Below are 18,565 nucleotides of genomic sequence, written 5' to 3' on the forward strand. Positions count from 1 at the left end.
AACATGATGATTAGATATATGAATTTAGGGAATAAGTATCATGGGTAACTGGTTTAAGTCAGGGTCGCCGTGGGTTTGGATGACCGGCGGTGCAGTGAGCATCAGCTTGATTGCCGTTTTAGGCTTGTTGTTGATGATAGCTTGGCGAGGATTAAGTTACTTTTGGCCTGCTGAGATCTATCAATGGGAAATGAAAGCTCCAGAAGGTCAAGTGTATACCTTAATTGGTGAAATTTACGATACCGAAGAAGTGCCCACCGAGCAGTTAGAATCAGCTGGGCATGTCTTTGCAACCTCACCAGGAGAGAGTGTGACTCGATACCTGGTAAAAACAGGTAACCGTGAGTTTGTTGGTTTAGATTTTCGTTGGATTCTGGCGACAGATATTGTCTCTCGTCATCAGCCGGAAGATATTGCCGTTATCGAGCGAACCAAAAATGGTGACTTTTATGGCTATCCAGTTGCCGTGGTTGAGAACGGTAAGCGGCTCGAACTTGATGATGTTGAAACTTCTCTAGATTCTCACGTAGATCGTGCGGTCGAGTTGAATAACCAGGCCGTTAGACTGCAAAAAAGTGAAATTGGTTCGATTAACTATGCGCTCGAAAAATTACGACTTCAAGAGCGTCGCTACGAGCTAGACGGTGAGCTTACTGAAGCAAAGAAAACTGAGTTAGCAGCTCAAGCGGCGAGTTTACAAGCTGATTATCTGGTGTTGGAAAAGCAGTTCTTTGCATTCAGGAGCGAAGCGGCACGAGATTCAGTGATTTTCAAAGACATGCGAAACCAGGAAGTGACGCTCAAGTTAGATACGATTCTTGATGTGACTTATTCGAATCGACTCAGTGTGGTGAGTAAATTAGGACATTGGTTCGTGGGAGTAGGGCGCTTTGTTAGCGATGATCCGCGTGAAGCTAATACCGAAGGCGGCGTATTTCCAGCTATCTTTGGCACGGTATTTATGGTGATGTTGATGGCTGTTATCGTGACGCCATTTGGGGTTGTTGCTGCGATTTACCTGCATGAGTATGCTAAGAAAGGTCCTGTCACTAAGATGATCCGTATTGCGGTGATTAACTTAGCGGGTGTACCTTCCATCGTTTATGGTGTGTTTGGTCTCGGTTTCTTCGTTTATATGTTTGGTGGCACTCTAGATCAACTCTTCTACCCGGAAGCACTGCCTGCTCCGACATTCGGCTCTCCAGGTGTGATCTGGTCGGCGTTAACCTTGGCCATTTTAACTTTGCCAGTGGTCATCGTATCGACTGAAGAAGGCTTAAGCCGTATTCCAAGTTCAGTCCGTCAAGGCAGCTTAGCGCTAGGAGCAACAAAAGCTGAAACCTTATGGCGAATAATCATTCCGATGGCAAGCCCTGCAATTATGACCGGGTTGATCCTTGCAGTTGCTCGAGCCGCGGGTGAAGTTGCACCATTGATGTTGGTGGGGGTAGTGAAATTGGCTCCGACTCTGCCGGTTGATATGAACTTTCCCTTCGTGCACCTTGAGCGTAAGTTTATGCATTTAGGTTTCCATATTTATGATGTGGGCTTCCAAAGCCCGAATGTTGAGGCGGCCAGACCTTTGGTTTATGCCACTTCTTTCTTGCTGGTATCTGTCATTGTGTCCCTGAATCTGACAGCGATAGCGGTTCGAAATCATTTACGTGAGAAATACCGCTCCCTAGAGCACTAAATCTCGTTAGTGAATAGATTAAATCGGCTCATGAGTATTGTGAGCCGCACAAAACAGTTAAAGTGGTAGGAATAACATGATTTCGATAGATAAGTCAGCAATGAGCAAAAACCCAATCGATTTGAATAATTTGAGTCAGGAAAATACTGCACTGGAGATCCGTAACTTAGATCTTAAGTATGCTGACAAGCAGGCACTGTTTGATGTGTCGATGAAAATTCCGCAAAAGCAAGTGACAGCTTTTATTGGTCCAAGTGGTTGTGGTAAGTCGACCTTATTACGTTGTATCAACCGCATGAATGATCTTGTTGATCACTGTCATATTAGCGGGGAGATCTTGCTTCATGGGCAGAACATCTACGATAAAAAAGTCGATGTTGCCGCGCTACGTCGAAATGTCGGTATGGTGTTTCAGCGTCCCAATCCATTTCCTAAGTCAATTTATGAGAATGTGGTTTATGGACTACGTCTGCAAGGGCTCAACAATCGACGCGATCTTGATGAAGCCGCTGAGCGTTCTTTGCGTGGCGCTGCTATCTGGGATGAAGTGAAAGATAGATTACATGACAATGCGTTTGGCCTTTCTGGTGGTCAGCAACAGCGTTTGGTGATAGCGCGTGCCATCGCGATTGAGCCTGAAGTACTGCTGCTCGATGAGCCAACCTCGGCGCTGGATCCTATTTCAACGCTGACGATTGAAGAGCTGATCACTGAGCTTAAATCGAAATATACGGTCGTCATAGTGACACACAACATGCAGCAGGCGGCTCGAGTGTCAGATCAAACTGCATTCATGTACATGGGCGAGCTGATTGAGTATGCAGATACCAATACTATCTTCACGACCCCACAGAAACGTAAAACAGAAGATTACATCACTGGTCGCTACGGTTAATACAGTACCTCGTTCCTATTGTTGATAGGATTGAATGGCAGAATAAGGTTAATACTGATGGATAACATGAACTTAAATAAACACATCTCAGGTCAGTTTAATGCTGAGCTAGATGATATTCGTAATCGAGTGCTTGCAATGGGTGGCTTAGTTGAACGTCAGCTAGAGCAGTCATTGGATGCTATTGCGAGCTTAGATGCTGAATTGGCTCAGAGAGTCATAGACGGTGATCACAAGGTCAATGGCATGGAAGTGTCTATTGATGAAGAGTGTACTCGGATCATTGCTAAGCGTCAGCCTGCAGCGAGCGATTTAAGATTAGTATTGGCCATCTCTAAAACCATCACAGATTTAGAACGGATCGGTGATGCCTGTGTAAAAATAGCGAGCGCAGCGCTAGATAAACGTCTTAAAAATCAGCAACCTTTACTTGTTAGCTTAGACAACATGGGACGTCACGCCACGCGTTTTCTGCACGGCACACTCGATGCGTTAGCGCGTATGGATGCAGATGCGGCTTTTGAGCTACATAAAGAAGACACCAAAATAGACCGAGAGTATGAAGCCACTATTCGTCAACTCATGACCTATATGATGGAAGATCCCCGCTCAATTCCGGAAATCTTAGATGTACTTTGGGCTGCACGTGCCATTGAACGTGTAGGCGATCGCTGTCAGAACATCTGTGAATACGTCATCTATTATGTGAAAGGTAAGGATGTTCGTCATGTCTCCTATGAAGAGATGGAAAAAGATCTGAATCTCTAACCTAGAACCTAGCACCACGTATAAAAATGCAGCTTTTTAGCTGCATTTTTGTTTTTACTATCCCCGTTATATTTTATTTAAGTAATTTAGTGCTACCTGTTACTCAGTTTTACCCATTAAATTAACGTATAGTTAAAGTATCTTTGTGTGTACACAGGTTGCATTTAATAGAGACGAGTATAAGGCTTGTGCTAACCAGCGTAGCGTTTGATTGATATTCAATGGGATTTGTTGTCTTTCAGCCTCTTCATCGGGGTGAGCACGAGTATCTAGTTTCTGACTTTTTTGATTTGAGCTTATGCGTTACTGCATTCATAGCCAAGACTGCAAAAAAGTGCTGAATGACCTGAGTACATAGCCGCTGAATATATAACCAAAGTGGCGTTCACAAATTGTGAGTTCCGGCACAGATACAGGTTTATAAAACTGTATGATGCCTCACCGTCTAATGTTGGCCGGGATCTCTTGTAGTTGAGTGAGTTGTATCAACTATTTGCTATTTTGCGAGAGTAGTATGTCGATCAAAACTAGTATTAACCCCCCTGTTTTTTTCTCTTCCGTTTTTCTAATTGTGTTAATGGTGTTTGTTGCTGCCGTTTGGCCTGCACAAACACAAATTGTGTTTAAGTTTATTCAATCTTGGTTTGAAATGAAAACTGGCTGGCTCTATATCTTAGGTGTAGCCATCTTCCTCATTTTCATCATCTTTGTTATGGTCAGCCGTTTCGGTGATATCAAATTAGGCCCAGATCATGCGGAGCCTGATTACAGCTATAAAAGCTGGATAGCCATGCTGTTTTCAGCGGGCATGGGTATCGGCTTGATGTTCTTTGGTGTTGCAGAACCTGTGATGCACTATTTAGCGCCGCCAGATGCGACTCCTGAGACTATTCAAGCCGCTAAAGATGCCATGAAGATCACTTTCTTCCATTGGGGTATACATGCCTGGGCTATCTATGCTGTGGTAGCCCTAAGCTTGGCGTACTTTTCATATCGTCATAAGTTACCTCTTTTACCTCGAAGTGCACTCTACCCGCTAATTGGTGAGCGTATATATGGCCCAATTGGGCATGCGGTTGACACATTTGCAGTACTTGGCACCATGTTTGGTGTGGCGACATCCCTTGGTTTTGGTGTGTTACAGGTTAACTCAGGTCTTAATTATCTGCTGGGCGTACCAGTCAATACCACAATACAGGTCGCCCTGATAATCGGTATTTCACTGATCGCTACGGTCTCAGTTTTTTCTGGACTCGATAAAGGTGTGAAACGTCTGAGTGAATTGAACTTAGGCTTAGCAGTATTACTCTTGATATTCGTGCTTATCTTTGGTCCAACAGTGGAGCTGTTGCAGTCATTTGTACAAAATACTGGCGGCTATTTGAGTGATATTGTCGGGAAGACATTTAACTTATATGCCTATGAGCAGAAGAATGATTGGATAGGTGGCTGGACGTTACTGTACTGGGGCTGGTGGATCTCTTGGTCACCATTTGTCGGTACCTTTATTGCGCGTGTTTCACGTGGTCGAACCATCAGAGAGTTCCTAATCGGTGTGTTATTTGTACCTTCAGCGTTTACCTTCCTTTGGATGACGGTATTTGGTAATACGGCGATAGATGCAATCATGAATCATGGTGCGACCTATTTAAGTGATGCGGTATCCTCAGATGTATCGGTTGCCTTGTTCGTGTTCTTTGAACATATGCCATTTTCGACCCTGTTATCTGGCATCGCCCTATGTTTAGTGGTGACTTTCTTTGTCACCTCATCAGACTCAGGTTCATTAGTTATCGACAACCTGACTTCAGGTGGCGATCATGAAGCACCAGTTTGGCAAAGAGTATTTTGGGCGTTACTGCAAGGTGTTGTTGCATCTGTATTGTTACTTGCCGGTGGTCTACAAGCGCTGCAAACCTTGGCGATAGCCAGTGCATTGCCTTTTTTACTGATCATGTTGCTGATGTGTTTTGGTCTGTATAAAGCACTTAAAGATGATTGGTTAAAAATTAACAGTGTGCAGCTACATAACACCAGTGTGCAGTTCACTAAGACTAATGTGCACTGGGAAGACCACATTGATGTTTTAGTCTCACATCCTAGCCAAGAAGATGCGCAGAGCTTCCTCGATAATGTCGCCACACCTGCGCTAAACAAGGTGTGTGCAAGCTTTATCAGTAAAGAGATTTCAGCAGAAGTGCTGCATTTCGAGAATCGCATTCGTTTCGTTATCGCTAATGAAGAATACGATGATTTTGCCTATGGTTTGAGAGTGAGAGCCTTTACCATTATCAACCCAATCGAAAGTGAAGTTGATGAGGGTGAAACTGAATATTACCGTGTTGAGGTGTTTTTAGAGCATGGTGGTCAGCATTATGATGTGATGGGCTTCACCCAAGATCAAATCCTGGCCGATGTGGTGACGCAGTATGAGAAGTACCTGCATTATCTGCACTTATCGAGTTCTGAGTATTTAGGCAGTGAGACTTAGCGTTAACCGTTTAACGCCTTAGAACGCATTTGTTAGTCGTTAAATGTTAGTAGTTACAACTTAGCAGCCCTGATGGTTTCATCAGGGCTTTTTTGTGCCTGCTTCAAATGAAGCTGGGTTACATTTTTATTTAGGTTCATTTCGTTCTAACTCCTTACCTTGTCATTCCGGTGGAGTTTTTAGCCGGAATCTAGTTTTTGATGTTGGGTTGGCTTGGCTTGAGTTTAGCTTTTGTTGAGTAGTGGAGCTGAAGGTCGTACCTTCGATATAATCTAACGCCTGCCCGGCGAGGGATGTGCAGGTGTTTCTTCGAGTCGCCGTGAATATGTCCCTATAGGCTCTGCGGATGTATCTGACCTACATGGACGTAGGGAATGCCGAAAAATGTATGGAACATTTTTGGCCCTGTTTTGGAAGCTCGCAGCTGCATCTACACTGGGTGATTTACAGCAAAGGGGCTTCTTCGATTTGGTTTACATTTTTATTTAGGTTCATTTCATTAAAGCTTCCTACCTTGTCATTCCGGTAAAGCTTTTGAGCCGGAATCTGACCCCATGGTCTTAAGCGTTCCAGACGCTTTAAAGACATTCCCCATCTGACCCACACGGAAGTGGGAAATGCCTGAGTGATATCTGGAATATCGCAGGCCCTATCGGTCAGTGGAGGGAATGTCGAGTGATGTCTGGAACATTATCGACCAGTTTTTGATGTTTGGAGATGTACTTGAAGGTCGTACCTTCATTGTTACTTATCGCTTCCCAGCGGGGGATGTGCAGTTGCTTCTGCTACACGCCGTGAATCCATCCATGGAGGCTCGACGATGGCATCCATGCCATCAACGTCCGCAGCTGCATCTACACTTGGTGATTTACAAGAAGGGTATCTCTTCGGTTTTACTCTATTAGATAGATGGATATTATGCTTTGGCTAAAGTAAAGATTAGAAACAATGAATGTTATTGAGCAGTTCTATTTTCCGGATAATCAGCTGTTAATTGCGTTCGTTGTTGTAAGAATAATTCTATTGCAGCAACCACTTAGCCTTGATATTGTACAGTTAGAAAAACGAAGCAGAACATTATCGAGCATGGCTGTTGTATAATAAAAAGTTATTATTACAGGGAATCGTTTTGGACACTTGGAATCTAAAAGAGCTTACAAACTGTATTGGAGACAAATACGGTGGTAAGCAAAGAAAAACAACTCTAAGATCATTGGATTCAATTTTTGAAAACCAAGATTTTTCTCGATTTCATTATTTTGAAATTAAAGACCTAATTTCTGAACATATGATTAATAATCAATCTGGATCAGATTATTTAAAACTAGTTATAAATACAGACATAATAGTAAGAGGAAACGAGCACCAATTTAGTACATCGTGCAAAGCACATATTATTGCTTTGTTAAGGCAAATGCACTCTATACCTGATTTGCTAGCCCATGTTATTTATTATTGTTTCGGTTTTAATCTATCAAATGAAACTTGCTTAGATGCTCAGAAAGTATCCCTGTTTAATGTTAAACAAATTCTCAAAAAAGATTCAATTTATAGTGAATTACTTGAGTTATTAAATTCTTTAACAGCAAACGAGGACTTTAAGTACTTAAAAGATTTAGGAAACTATATAAAGCATCGTGCTAATGTTGTCCCTAAGCTTTCTTATTCAATGCAACATGAGGGCGAAAAGGTTTATAAATTTACTTTTGATGCATTTGAAAGCTATCCGGAAGTTCCTGCTATAGATTTTTTAAATCGGGAATACAATCGCCAAAGCGAGCAGATTATATCTATTGGAAATGAACTAAATGCACTGGTAGCAAAGTAATACCAAAAAGGAGTATTGATGAAAATGGAAGTGTTAATTGCAGACTATTTAGATGAGCAGCATGGGAGAGATATTGGTTATCTTCTTAATCACTATGCTGAAGATCCTATGGGTGGGGGAGAGCCGTTAGCTGATTATGTTAAGCAGAATCTGGCTCAGGAATTATCAAAAGTGCCCCATGCTTTTAGCGTGATTTGTTACGTTGAAGGTAAGCCTGCTGGACTGATTAATTGCTTCGAAGCCTTTTCCACTTTTAAGTGTAAACCACTGATAAATATCCACGATATCGTGGTGGTGAATGAGTTCAGAGGACTGGGGATTAGTCAGTCTATGTTGGCTAAAGTTGAAGAGCGAGCCAAAGAGAAAGGCTGCTGTAAAATCACCTTGGAAGTGCTAGAAGGTAACGAAATAGCGCGAAACTCCTATATCAAATTTGGTTTCGACGGTTACGAGCTAGACCCCAATATGGGCAAAGCCCTATTCTGGCAAAAGGTGATTTGAACAGCGATAAAGGCAAAGGCTTATTTATCGTTGACTTTGATTTTCTTTTAGGATGGGAGGTAGAGGTGGATTTTATCTTTACTTCCGCACAGTAACTCAGTTCAATAAAGCGTTAAACTGGGGTTAATCGTCCAATCTTTTCATCGCTTTTTGATATACATCGTTTCGTTCTCGTTTACCAACAGCAAGAACGGTGACAATAACAATATTGTCTTGAACTTTGTAAACCAAACGGTACCCAGATTGACGTAATTTAATTTTATACATGTTGTCACCACCTAAGAGTTTAGCTGCAGGAACATGCGGATTGTCTAGGCGTTCAGATAATTTTTTCTTGAATTGCTGCTGTAATGTGGAACCCAGTTTTTTCCACTCTTTTAGTGCGCTTTTTTTGAATTCAAGGTTATAGGTCATTAAGGTTTACCGAAATGCTTTCTTCACCTTCACGTTCTTTTGCTATTGTTAAGAGTTCAAGATCTTCGAGTTTATCCATCATCATTTCGTAGGCTTCTGCGGGTACACAGTAAAAAGCAGGTTCATTTCTGTTAAGTACAGCAACGGGTTCACCATATGCGCTAGTTGCAACTTTCATTGGGTTAGCTTTAAACTCAGTAATACTTGCGGCAACATCGGCTAAAATTCTAGAGGTCATAATAAAGGTCCTTTAATCGGTCTCTAATCTGGTCATTTTAGCTGTAAACAAGTAGTTTAACAAATGACTTTGGCTTCTATAGTTTATTTACACAAGTATTCTTATCCCACCCAACGCCATCTCTTATCCTCGAATTGAGGATGACTACCATTTTCTGATGCATACAATATTAGCTACTTTCTTTCGCCACAGAATCAATCCTAATCATTTTCAATATCTAACGGAAAAAGAGCACTCTGACCACGAAGCGCTTCGCTTCCACGGAGAACACGGAGGTAAAGATTGAGGTAAAGAACAAAGACTTAGTTGTTGCCTCTCTCCGTGGTGAATTGCTTCGGCTCAGATTTTAAAATATCTTTTTGGTTAGAGAGAGTGATCTAGCTCATCTAAGTCCTAAAGTGAGTTACAGTCAGTAAACACTATTTGAAGCGATAAACATTCTGGTGTGAACGCGGCTGTGACCTTCGGAGAGGCTATAGGGAAATACTCGCGCCGTGTCACAGCAGTGTTTACGCACTCAGCGAGCCAATTAAATAACTTAATCTGCCAAATGTATCCATTATAGATACTTAAAACTTGTTATCGGACTAGTGACACCACGCCGGTCAGGCGGTAGATAACAATACACTGATGGTAACCAGCTAGCCAAGTAAACACCAAAACCAGCCCAGTGAACCCACTACAGATATTTCAGTAACTTGTTATCCGACAAGTACGATACAATAGTCATATTAATAAGCCACTCAACAGTGGTGGCCGAGTATAGTGTGAGTAAAGAGGGCGTATGTCTGAGAGTAAGTTAGATAGAGTGCTGGCAGAGGCCAGAAATTATAAGGCCAAGCGTGAGACTGGCTATCGTGAACAAGCGCTTAAATTATACCCTTGGGTGTGTGGTCGTTGTACTCGTGAATTTAATAACGCCAATTTACGTGAATTGACGGTACATCATCGCGATCATAACCATGATAACAATCCATCTGATGGCTCTAACTGGGAGCTATTGTGTTTGTATTGTCATGATAACGAGCACTCAAAGTTCGAAGAGTTGATTCAATATGGCGCTACGACAGAAACTAAGGTCGATGCTGCAACCTATAATCCGTTTGCCGATCTTAAGAGTATGCTGAAGAAGTAAGTTTGATAATAAAAGACTGCAGTATTGTCTGTGGTCTTTTATCTGTTCTTTTATCTTTCTTTTATAAAGGGCATGAGCTTTGCTAAACTTCAATGGTTTCTAATCGTGCTTCGGCTTCCTGCCATTTTTGACGACTGATAATCTCGCTATTTACACCTTCACCCATGGTTGCTTTACGCGGCGTTAGCTTCTCTAACACATCGGCTTTGTAATCATCATCAGCCTTGCCCCAAGCAACAATCTCATCGATATGTCGGTAGCAGCCCATGCAAATATCTTCTTCGTTTAAACCACATTTTGCGACACAAGGGGATTGGATCATTAGTTCTTCTTATTTTTTGAAAAATGACAGAGGGGATTTTAGTGATCTTAGTCACGTATTTCAATAGTGAGGGGTAGTTAGGCTAATAAGTTATCGGAATGATGTTGAAAGATTTAGATTATAAATTTAATGCTTATCATGATGTTAATTAAATTTAGGTGTTCAGTTTCTATCCGATATATCACCATTATTAATGGTGCCTAGTCGCTTGAACTATAGGTAAAGCTAACTCCAAATGCTAAACTCAGGTAAGTTTATTTATAGTTATTTTAGACTTTTCAACGGATTGTGGAAAGTACTGGGGGCTTTATGAAAGCGTTGTTACGCTTAGCGTTTTTTTCCATGTTGGGCTTGATGACCACAGCATGTTCGTTATTAGAAGTGAAACTTGAAAGCGGTGTTGTACCGCTGCCCCAAGATCAGCTTAATATGCGGGTGTTCAGTCGTGATTTCAGCCGTTCATTTTACAGTCAGGTAGAGCAAACGGCAGATCAAATTGCCAGAGCAGACTTAGACGATGAAGACAATATATATCTAAAATCCAATGCCTTGATGTGGAAAATATATTCAGAGCAAGCACTGCAAAGAAGCATATTTCAAACATCCCCCGTAGCAGCCATGGTTGATACTTGGGCTTTAACCGCTCAAATGAAAGATTTCTATGAAACTGGGGCTGGTAAAGAGTTGTTTGGCGATCATCAAGGTTTGGCAATTGAAACTAGTAAGGCGCTTGAGGCTGAGTTTGAAAGAACGGCCAAAGGCTTCTTACCTCGGGGTGATTTTAATAAAAACCGTGAATTTATTCAGCAGTATGCCGCTGCTCACCCCATTATGGATATGACCTTTAGTCGTCAGTCTGCTTTCAATAATTGGCTCGCTTTTAGAGAGATTAATGAGTTTGAAGCTGTGACAACATTCGGCTCAGTACCCGAAGTGATGAGTGATATCTCCGACAGAATGGCGATGATTTCAGAGCAAATGCCTAAAATATTGGGGTGGAAAGCTGAGCTCTATGCCATGCATTCAAATATCAATGCCGATGAAGTGCAGGCTACTCTGGTAAGTATCAGTGAGACTTCGGCGAGGTTTCAACAGCTGATGGCGCAAAGCCCTGAGATGATGCAGAATTTAGCCGTTGATATGCGTCGTGAGTTGAGCCCGCTCTTGCAACAGTTAAGTGACTCAACCGATGATAAATTAGCGCAGTTATCTGTTGAGCGTCAGGCCTTGGAGCTTATGATAAAGAATGAGCGTCAGGCACTTGAGGAGATGGTCGCCAGAGAGCGAGTCGCTGTAGCTGCCAATCTCGATGAGATCTCAAAACATACGGTGGAAGTGGTGTTTCAGGAGTTAACTAAAACCCTTAAGAGTTTAATCCTCTATTTTGTACTTTTCTTGCTGGTGGTATTTTTTGCTCCCTTAGGCTTAGGTGTTTGGTTAGGAAAAAGAATGGGCAATAAGAAGGTAAATGCCTAGAGTCTAGCGCTTAGTAGATAGCGGTTAGGCTAACGCTAGTATCATGAAAATAGCCCCTAGAATCTAGGGCCTATTTTCTTGTACCCACATCTGCTTTATACTTTCACCTTGTTACTAACCGTTAATAGCATTATCTGATAGTGATAAGTCTCTCTCCTCCCTTTATTTTCCTTTATTAAAGAGTATCGCCGCCTTGCAAGACACCTCTGACTCTATTCAGGAACCTCAGTTAGCCCAACTGACTCATAGTGAACAGCTCAAACAGCTCGATACGCTCCTAAGTCAAAGCCGTGCGTTATGGCAGGTTAAAGCGTTCGACTGCACTCGATTACCTTGGGAGAAACAGTTTCCTTGTTTGGCGGAAAAGGTTTGGTCGATTTCAGATACTGATATTGATGAATTAGATAAAGAGCAAGCTAAGCTTAACCTTGAATTGTTGACAGCCCTACAGTGTGACTTACAAAGTCATGGGATCGCTTGGCAACTTGAGTTGCTACAACAAGTGGAAGGCGTAGCATTTGACACTGCGCAAGCTCAGCTTTTTGAGCCGCTTTTATCAAATAAACTGGCTGGTCATTTTAGTGCGGGTATTAAGGGACGAAAATGGCTGCAAATTCTCTCGTTTGCAGCTCAAATAGAGCCTCAGGACTACGAAGTCTTGGAATGGTGTGCAGGCAAGGGACACCTAGGCCGGCTCATTGCTAAAGCGCACTCTCGGCCTGTCGTCAGTTTGGAGTGGCAACCAAAGCTATGTGATGCAGGTACTGAGTTTGCGCATAAGTGGAATATTCCACAAACCTTTATTTGTGCTGATGCGTTTGAAGCGCATCAATCTAAATTAAAGCCACAACAACAAGCCGTGGCCCTGCATGCTTGTGGTGATCTGCATGTGCGGTTATTACAACTTGCTGCCAAAGCTAACACTCAGTCCATCGCCATCTCACCCTGTTGTTATCATCTGATACAGGAAAAACACTATCAGCCAATGTCTGCAATAGCGATACAGAGTGACTTAGGTTTATCTAGGCATGATTTGCAAATGCCGCTACAAAAAAGTGCCATCGCAGGGGCTAAACAACAAGAGTACCGCCTTAAAGAGATTGCTTGGCGGTTAGGTTTTGACTCCTTGCAGCGTGAGGTTAATCAAAGGGATCAGTATTTACCTATCCCTTCGATTAAACAGAGTCAGCTTAATCAGGATTTTGACATGTTTTGTTATTGGGCTGCAGAGCAAAAATCAGTCAGCTTACCTGGTGGTATAGATTTTCCCCATTATCTTGAGTTAGGAACGCAACGTCAGAGATTGACCAGGCGGATTGATCTTGTCGCGCACCTATTTCGGGGTGTACTTGAGCAATGGCTATTATTGGACAGAGTGTGTTTCTTGGAAGAGCAGGGATACCGAGTATCACTCCGTCGTTTTTGTTCAGAGACGGTTACACCGAGAAATTTTTTGATTTTGGCGGAAAAAATAACAAAGTAACATTTTTATGATTTATTTTTACCTAAGGCTTTGTTTATGTTGGATAGTTAAGAGTGTGTCTGTTCATTTTCTTTCACTGGTACCTATTAAGTTTGAATAAACATCTAGTTTATTGCTGAAAAAAGCGTACGCAGGACGGTTTTTTATTGAATCATTAGCCTTTTCTTGCTCAAATGATGGGTTAATACTAAATAATAATACTTATTGGCTGAAGTTGCGCCGATATTGTGAGCGAAATAATACTGTTTCATGAAATATTCCCGAGTATTTATCAATAGCCTGGCATATGAACTGGCACCTGAAGTGGTGTCCACTTCCGAATTAGAATCTCGTTTGGCACCTCTATATAAGAAGTATCGTATCCCTATGGGGCAACTTGCCGCATTAACCGGGATCACCGAGCGTCGTTGGTGGCCAAAAGGTCATAGATTATCAGACGGTGCTCTGGCTGCTGCTCACAAGGCTATTGATGAAACTGGCGTGAAAGTGAGTGATTTAGGCGCCGTGGTTTACACCGGTGTATGCCGAGATCAACACGAGCCAGCAACGGCGTGTCGTATCGCTGCTGAACTTGGGGTGTCGAAAGATACTGCCATCTATGATATCAGTAATGCATGCCTTGGCGTGCTCTCAGGTATCTTAGATATTGCTAACCGCATCGAACTCGGTCAGATTAAAGCTGGCTTGGTGGTTTCATGTGAATCAGCCCGTCATATTGTGGATATAACTATAGATAATATGTTGGCCGATCAAACCATGCAAAACTATGCCCAGTCTCTGGCGACCCTAACAGGTGGCTCTGGAGCAGTAGCAGTCTTGCTTACCGATGGCAGCTTGCCATTGAATACCGAGCGCCAACATCAGCTACTCGGTGCTAGTCACTTATCGGCTCCTGAACATCATAATTTATGTCAATGGGGCCTGCAGGAAGCTGGATTACACCTGTATCGTGAGTTTATGCGCACCGATGGTGTTGCACTGCTCAAAGAGGGCGTAGAACTCGCTCGTCATACCTGGACTCATTTCTTGGATCAGCGTGACTGGGTGGTGGAGCAGGTCGATAAAGTGATTTGCCATCAGGTAGGATCATCTAATCGCCGTCAAGTGCTTAATGCATTGGAAATTCCCCAAGAAAAAGAGTTTCCTACTTATCAATTACTGGGCAATATGGGCACGGTATCTTTGCCTGTCACAGCTGCAATGGCTCATGATCAGGGATTCCTTCAAAAAGGCGACCAAGTGAGCTTCTTAGGCATAGGTAGTGGCCTTAACTGTATGATGCTTGGGATTAAGTGGTAACTAAAAGCGGTCAGTTAGTGCACGCTTCGAGCGTTTTCGTCCCATACCTCACATAATCACGTTATGCGCCTCAAGATAGAGGCGCGATGATGAAAAGAATATTTAGGAAGAGTCATGTTAGACACTCTGTTTCCCTTCAAGCGAAATTATCTCGACAGAAATGGTCATAAGCTACAGTACGTCAATGAAGGTCAAGGTGAGCCAGTGGTTATGGTTCATGGCAATCCAAGCTGGTCATTCTACTATCGGAATGTGGTTTCCGCGCTAAGCGATAACCATCAATGTATCGTACCGGATCATATCGGCTGTGGATTGTCCGATAAGCCAGATGACAGTGGCTATGACTATACCCTAAAAAATCGCATCGATGACTTAGAAGCTTTGCTTGAGCATCTGGATGTGAAAGAGAACATCACCTTAGTCGTCCATGATTGGGGCGGAATGATTGGTATGGGTTTCGCTGCTCGTTACCCTGAGCGTATTAAGAAGTTAGTCATTCTTAATACAGGGGCTTTTCATCTACCCAAAGCTAAGCCATTTCCTTGGGCACTATGGATCTGTCGTAATACCTTACTGGGTACTGGTCTTGTTCGCGGCTTCAATGCGTTCTCATCAATTGCCTCTTATGTTGGCGTTAAACGTAAGCCAATGTCGAGTGAGATACGTAAAGCCTATGTGGCACCATTTAACTCTTGGGCAAACCGTATATCGACCTTGAGGTTTGTGCAAGATATCCCGTTGAAAGAGGGCGATAGAAACTATGAGTTGGTCTCTGAAATAGCTGCCAGCTTACCAAAGTTTGCTAATGTACCGACGATGATCTGTTGGGGTCTGAAAGACTTCGTATTCGATAAGCATTTCCTTGCCCAGTGGAAAGTTGAGATGCCTCACGCAACTGTGCATGAGTTTGCCGATTGCGGACATTACATTCTTGAAGATGCCAGTGACGAAGTCGTTGCTCATATCACTCAGTTTATGACAGAAGACATACCAGCCTAATATCATTGAGTTAACACTAGCTATAAGCTAGCGCTAATAGCTAAATAAGCGGTCAACATTGACCGCTTATTTGTCTCTAAAGTAAAAAGTGAAAAGGTCATCGAACATGTCAGCCTCTTTAACTACCAGCCCAGCTTCAAATAAGCCTGCTTCCAACGAGAGTCACAACGACCTTAACAGTGACAATAAGAATACAGCCAGCGCTAATCTGTGTCGCCATCTTAATGGTGCTGCTAAAAATAGTCCCACTGAGCTCGCCGTAGCGGTGCAAACCGCTTCTGGTTCATTTTTTTCAGCTAAAACTCTTCAATATCAAGAGATCAGTTTTTTAGAGTTAGATAAACAAAGCGATCGCATAGCCCATGGTTTAGGTGCTTATGGCATAAAGCGTGGCATGAAAGCCGTGTTAATGGTCACGCCGAGTGTGGATTTTTTCACATTAACTTTCGCCCTGTTTAAGGCGGGCGTTGTGCCTATCTTGGTCGATCCCGGTATGGGCGTGAAAAACCTCAAGCAATGTTTCATCGAATCTGAGCCCGATGCCTTTATTGGTATCCCTAAGGCGCATCTGGCTCGTAAGTTATTTAGTTGGGGCAAGAGCTCGGTTACGCATCTGGTGACCGTAGGTGGTCGCAGTTTGCTTGGTGGAGTCACACTCGAAGAGATTGCTGAACATGGCTCATCAGAGGCCTATGAGATGGCCTGGTTAGATGAAGATGAGATGGCCGCTATCTTGTTTACCAGTGGCAGCACGGGCACGCCAAAAGGCGTGGTATATTCGCATAAGATGTTTGAGGCTCAGATCTCAGCGTTAAGAGATGATTATGGTATCAAACCTGGCGAGCGCGACTTAGCAACATTTCCACTGTTTTCACTGTTTGGCCCAGCTTTGGGTATGGCTTCTATTATTCCTGAGATGGATGCCAGCAAGCCGATAACGGCCAATCCTGACTACTTGTTTGCGGCTATCGAGAAGTACCAATGCAGCAATATGTTCGTCAACCCAGCTCTGATTGAGCGCTTGGGCCAAGCGGGCGTGCAAGAAGGGGGAGGCGATGAACCTAGTCAACATAAACTGCCAAGCATCAAGCGTGTCATATCCGCCGGTGCGCCGGCGACAATCTCCTCTATTGAGCATTTTAGTAAGATGCTCAATGATGGTGTAGAAGTACTTAACTCCTACGGCGCTACAGAGTCGCTGCCGCTGAGCAAGATGGGCAGTCAGGCTCTTTTTGACACCACGGACATTACAGATAATGGCGGCGGTATTTGTGTTGGTGATGCCATTAACGGTGTCGATATTGCCATTATTGCTATAACTGAACAGCCAATCACCTATTGGAGTGACTCGCTTAGACTAGAAGCTGGTCAGATAGGTGAGATCGTGGTTAAGGGTCCCATGGTGAGTAAGCGTTATTATCGACGTGATAGCGCCACTGAGCAGGCTAAGATCCAAGACGGTGAACAAACGCGTCACCGAATGGGCGATTTAGGCTATCTCGACAGTGAAGGCAAACTTTGGATGTGTGGCCGTAAGGCACATCGAGTCGATGCCAGCAATGGTAAACGCTATTACTCTATTCCCGTTGAGCGAATATTCAATACTCACCCTCAGGTGAAGCGTTCAGCCTTAGTGGGCGTCGAAGTGAATGGCCAATCGGGAGCCTCTGAAATTGTGCCTCTGCTTTGTTTAGAATTAGACAAGTCGCTTTCATGCTCTCTCGGTGCAGGTCTTTATGCTGAACTGAATGCTATTGCCGAGCAACATAGCCAAACTTTGGGTATCAAACGCTTTCTTATTCATCCAGAATTTCCCGTGGATATTCGTCATAACGCTAAGATATTCCGGGAAAAACTGGCCGTCTGGGCACAGAATAAGCATAAGGAGTAGTCCATGATTGATACGCTAGAAGCCCCTGTTTCTCTGAAGCAGTTTCACACGTTAGAGCAAGATGCGCTTATATCGCTTAAATCATCGGCTAATCATGCCTTTGTCACCGGAGCCGGCGGTTTTTTAGGAAAAGCTATCTGCCAACGTTTATTGTCCGCTGGACTTAAGGTGACTGGTTTCGCCCGAGGTGATTATCCAGAATTGACCGCTTTGGGCGTGACTATGGTCAGAGGCGATATTGCCGATAAAACAGCGGTTCTTAATGCCATGAAAGGCTGCGATCTAGTCTTTCATGTGGCCTCTAAAGCGGGTGTTTGGGGGAGTAAGCAGAGTTATTTTTCACCGAACGTGGATGGCGCAGCTAATATCATAAGCGCTTGTCAGCAGCTCAAGATCAGTAAGCTTATCTACACCAGTACACCGAGTGTGACCTTTGCCGGCGTCGATGAATCTGGGATAGACGAGAACGCGCCTTATGCCGATAACTATCTGAATCATTATGGGGAATCTAAGGCCATTGCCGAACAGATGGTGCTAGAGGCTAATAGCCAGGCACTGAAAACGCTGGCTTTGCGCCCGCATCTTATTTGGGGACCTGAAGATCCTCACCTGGTGCCGCGTGTGATTGAGAGAGCGAAGGCTGGACGACTTAAGTTGGTTGGCAAAGAAGATAAGCTGGTGGATACTATTTATGTTGGTAATGCCGCCTACGCCCATATATTAGCAGCAGTTAACTTGTGCAGTGAAGATGCATCGGCTGCAGGTAAGGCTTATTTCCTCAGTAATGACGAGCCTATCACCATGGCTGCCATGTTGAATAAAATTTTAGCCTGTGCTGACTTGCCTGAAGTAACCAAGCGGGTTCCCGCTGGCCTAGCCTACGCCGTCGGTGTCGTGCTCGAGAGCGTTTATGGCATCCTTGGCAAGACAGATGAGCCTATGATGACCCGCTTCGTGGCTAAGCAATTGTCTACCAGTCACTATTTTGATATCTCGGCCGCAAAAACAGATTTCGGATATTCTCCTATTATTAGCATTGACCAAGGAATGGTAAAACTGAGACAGTATTTGAACTCATAATTAATTGGGGGAATAGAGGTTTATGACTTTCCCCCATTAATAAAACCCTCAA

At 43.4% G+C, this 18,565-nt stretch carries 17 protein-coding genes; 14 read left to right on the top strand and 3 right to left on the bottom strand.

The features are described from left to right. The first annotated feature begins 40 nt into the window (after positions 1 to 40). The 7 genes from pstA (at position 41) to FM038_RS07175 (ending at position 8,176) form a co-directional block, all read left to right on the top strand. Positions 41 to 1,693 carry a phosphate ABC transporter permease PstA gene (pstA, locus tag FM038_RS07145; RefSeq protein ID WP_142872607.1) on the top strand — a complete coding sequence of 551 codons (1,653 nt, stop codon included), beginning with the start codon at positions 41 to 43 and terminating at the stop codon, positions 1,691 to 1,693. A 76-nt stretch (positions 1,694 to 1,769) separates the two neighbouring features. Then, complete coding sequence (gene pstB, locus FM038_RS07150; RefSeq protein ID WP_142872608.1) at positions 1,770 to 2,588, top strand: phosphate ABC transporter ATP-binding protein PstB; 819 nt, start codon at positions 1,770 to 1,772, stop codon at positions 2,586 to 2,588. A 57-nt stretch (positions 2,589 to 2,645) separates the two neighbouring features. Further along, on the top strand, positions 2,646 to 3,356 hold the full coding sequence (phoU, locus tag FM038_RS07155) for a phosphate signaling complex protein PhoU (RefSeq protein WP_142872609.1): 711 nt from the start codon (positions 2,646 to 2,648) through the stop codon (positions 3,354 to 3,356). A 514-nt stretch (positions 3,357 to 3,870) separates the two neighbouring features. Then, entirely contained in the window at positions 3,871 to 5,847 is a 1,977-nt protein-coding gene (locus tag FM038_RS07160) for a BCCT family transporter (protein ID WP_142872610.1), read from the top strand. 668 nt (positions 5,848 to 6,515) lie between these two features. Further along, positions 6,516 to 6,752, top strand: coding sequence for a hypothetical protein (locus FM038_RS07165; protein WP_142872611.1), 237 nt, complete (start codon positions 6,516 to 6,518; stop codon positions 6,750 to 6,752). 224 nt (positions 6,753 to 6,976) lie between these two features. Then, on the top strand, positions 6,977 to 7,675 hold the full coding sequence (locus tag FM038_RS07170) for a hypothetical protein (protein ID WP_142872612.1): 699 nt from the start codon (positions 6,977 to 6,979) through the stop codon (positions 7,673 to 7,675). 18 nt (positions 7,676 to 7,693) lie between these two features. Continuing rightward, on the top strand, positions 7,694 to 8,176 hold the full coding sequence (locus FM038_RS07175; protein WP_142872613.1) for a GNAT family N-acetyltransferase: 483 nt from the start codon (positions 7,694 to 7,696) through the stop codon (positions 8,174 to 8,176). Positions 8,177 to 8,299: 123 nt separating this feature from the next. On the opposite strand, the gene FM038_RS07180 is transcribed toward FM038_RS07175, so the two are convergent. Together FM038_RS07180 and FM038_RS07185 are read right to left on the bottom strand one after the other, a co-directional pair. Continuing rightward, the gene (locus tag FM038_RS07180) at positions 8,300 to 8,590 is read right to left on the bottom strand and encodes a type II toxin-antitoxin system RelE family toxin (RefSeq protein ID WP_142872614.1); all 291 of its coding nucleotides are present in this window, start codon (positions 8,588 to 8,590) and stop codon (positions 8,300 to 8,302) included. Further along, positions 8,580 to 8,828: a type II toxin-antitoxin system Phd/YefM family antitoxin gene (locus tag FM038_RS07185; RefSeq protein ID WP_142872615.1), complete on the bottom strand. Its 249-nt coding sequence runs from the start codon at positions 8,826 to 8,828 to the stop codon at positions 8,580 to 8,582. The genes FM038_RS07180 and FM038_RS07185 overlap by 11 nt, the downstream gene beginning before the upstream one ends. A 784-nt stretch (positions 8,829 to 9,612) precedes the next feature. Between FM038_RS07185 and FM038_RS07195 the strand changes: the two genes are divergently transcribed. After that, entirely contained in the window at positions 9,613 to 9,963 is a 351-nt protein-coding gene (locus FM038_RS07195) for a YajD family HNH nuclease (RefSeq protein WP_142872616.1), read from the top strand. A gap of 82 nt (positions 9,964 to 10,045) precedes the next feature. On the opposite strand, the gene FM038_RS07200 is transcribed toward FM038_RS07195, so the two are convergent. Next, positions 10,046 to 10,285 (bottom strand): DUF1289 domain-containing protein, encoded by a 240-nt coding sequence (locus tag FM038_RS07200; protein ID WP_142872617.1) that lies wholly within the window; start codon positions 10,283 to 10,285, stop codon positions 10,046 to 10,048. Positions 10,286 to 10,594: 309 nt separating this feature from the next. Here FM038_RS07200 and FM038_RS07205 point away from each other — a divergent pair, with 309 nt between their 5' ends. The 6 genes from FM038_RS07205 (at position 10,595) to oleD (ending at position 18,513) form a co-directional block, all read left to right on the top strand. Beyond that, positions 10,595 to 11,761 (top strand): chemotaxis protein, encoded by a 1,167-nt coding sequence (locus tag FM038_RS07205; protein WP_142872618.1) that lies wholly within the window; start codon positions 10,595 to 10,597, stop codon positions 11,759 to 11,761. A gap of 193 nt (positions 11,762 to 11,954) precedes the next feature. After that, on the top strand, positions 11,955 to 13,244 hold the full coding sequence (locus FM038_RS07210; RefSeq protein ID WP_223293016.1) for a methyltransferase: 1,290 nt from the start codon (positions 11,955 to 11,957) through the stop codon (positions 13,242 to 13,244). A gap of 249 nt (positions 13,245 to 13,493) precedes the next feature. Further along, the gene (locus FM038_RS07215) at positions 13,494 to 14,543 is read left to right on the top strand and encodes a 3-oxoacyl-ACP synthase III (protein ID WP_142872619.1); all 1,050 of its coding nucleotides are present in this window, start codon (positions 13,494 to 13,496) and stop codon (positions 14,541 to 14,543) included. A gap of 114 nt (positions 14,544 to 14,657) precedes the next feature. Further along, positions 14,658 to 15,542: an alpha/beta fold hydrolase gene (locus FM038_RS07220; protein ID WP_142872620.1), complete on the top strand. Its 885-nt coding sequence runs from the start codon at positions 14,658 to 14,660 to the stop codon at positions 15,540 to 15,542. Between the two features lie 106 nt (positions 15,543 to 15,648). Next, entirely contained in the window at positions 15,649 to 17,433 is a 1,785-nt protein-coding gene (oleC, locus tag FM038_RS07225) for an olefin beta-lactone synthetase (RefSeq protein WP_142872621.1), read from the top strand. Positions 17,434 to 17,436: 3 nt separating this feature from the next. Further along, a complete protein-coding gene (oleD, locus tag FM038_RS07230) occupies positions 17,437 to 18,513 on the top strand; it encodes a 2-alkyl-3-oxoalkanoate reductase (protein ID WP_142872622.1) in 1,077 nt (358 codons plus the stop codon). Positions 18,514 to 18,565 lie beyond the last annotated feature (52 nt).

It is taken from the genome of Shewanella eurypsychrophilus (assembly GCF_007004545.3).
GTDB classification, from domain to species: domain Bacteria; phylum Pseudomonadota; class Gammaproteobacteria; order Enterobacterales; family Shewanellaceae; genus Shewanella; species Shewanella eurypsychrophilus.

Coding starts and splice junctions, on each gene's coding strand:
- FM038_RS07215 (WP_142872619.1), top strand. CDS start 13,494: ATGAAATATTCCCGAGTATTTATCAATAGCCTGGCATATGAACTGGCA.
- FM038_RS07175 (WP_142872613.1), top strand. CDS start 7,694: ATGAAAATGGAAGTGTTAATTGCAGACTATTTAGATGAGCAGCATGGG.
- FM038_RS07185 (WP_142872615.1), bottom strand. CDS start 8,828: ATGACCTCTAGAATTTTAGCCGATGTTGCCGCAAGTATTACTGAGTTT.
- FM038_RS07205 (WP_142872618.1), top strand. CDS start 10,595: ATGAAAGCGTTGTTACGCTTAGCGTTTTTTTCCATGTTGGGCTTGATG.
- FM038_RS07220 (WP_142872620.1), top strand. CDS start 14,658: ATGTTAGACACTCTGTTTCCCTTCAAGCGAAATTATCTCGACAGAAAT.
- phoU (WP_142872609.1), top strand. CDS start 2,646: ATGGATAACATGAACTTAAATAAACACATCTCAGGTCAGTTTAATGCT.
- FM038_RS07195 (WP_142872616.1), top strand. CDS start 9,613: ATGTCTGAGAGTAAGTTAGATAGAGTGCTGGCAGAGGCCAGAAATTAT.
- oleD (WP_142872622.1), top strand. CDS start 17,437: ATGATTGATACGCTAGAAGCCCCTGTTTCTCTGAAGCAGTTTCACACG.
- FM038_RS07165 (WP_142872611.1), top strand. CDS start 6,516: ATGTCGAGTGATGTCTGGAACATTATCGACCAGTTTTTGATGTTTGGA.
- FM038_RS07160 (WP_142872610.1), top strand. CDS start 3,871: ATGTCGATCAAAACTAGTATTAACCCCCCTGTTTTTTTCTCTTCCGTT.
- pstB (WP_142872608.1), top strand. CDS start 1,770: ATGATTTCGATAGATAAGTCAGCAATGAGCAAAAACCCAATCGATTTG.
- pstA (WP_142872607.1), top strand. CDS start 41: ATGGGTAACTGGTTTAAGTCAGGGTCGCCGTGGGTTTGGATGACCGGC.
- FM038_RS07200 (WP_142872617.1), bottom strand. CDS start 10,285: ATGATCCAATCCCCTTGTGTCGCAAAATGTGGTTTAAACGAAGAAGAT.
- FM038_RS07180 (WP_142872614.1), bottom strand. CDS start 8,590: ATGACCTATAACCTTGAATTCAAAAAAAGCGCACTAAAAGAGTGGAAA.
- oleC (WP_142872621.1), top strand. CDS start 15,649: ATGTCAGCCTCTTTAACTACCAGCCCAGCTTCAAATAAGCCTGCTTCC.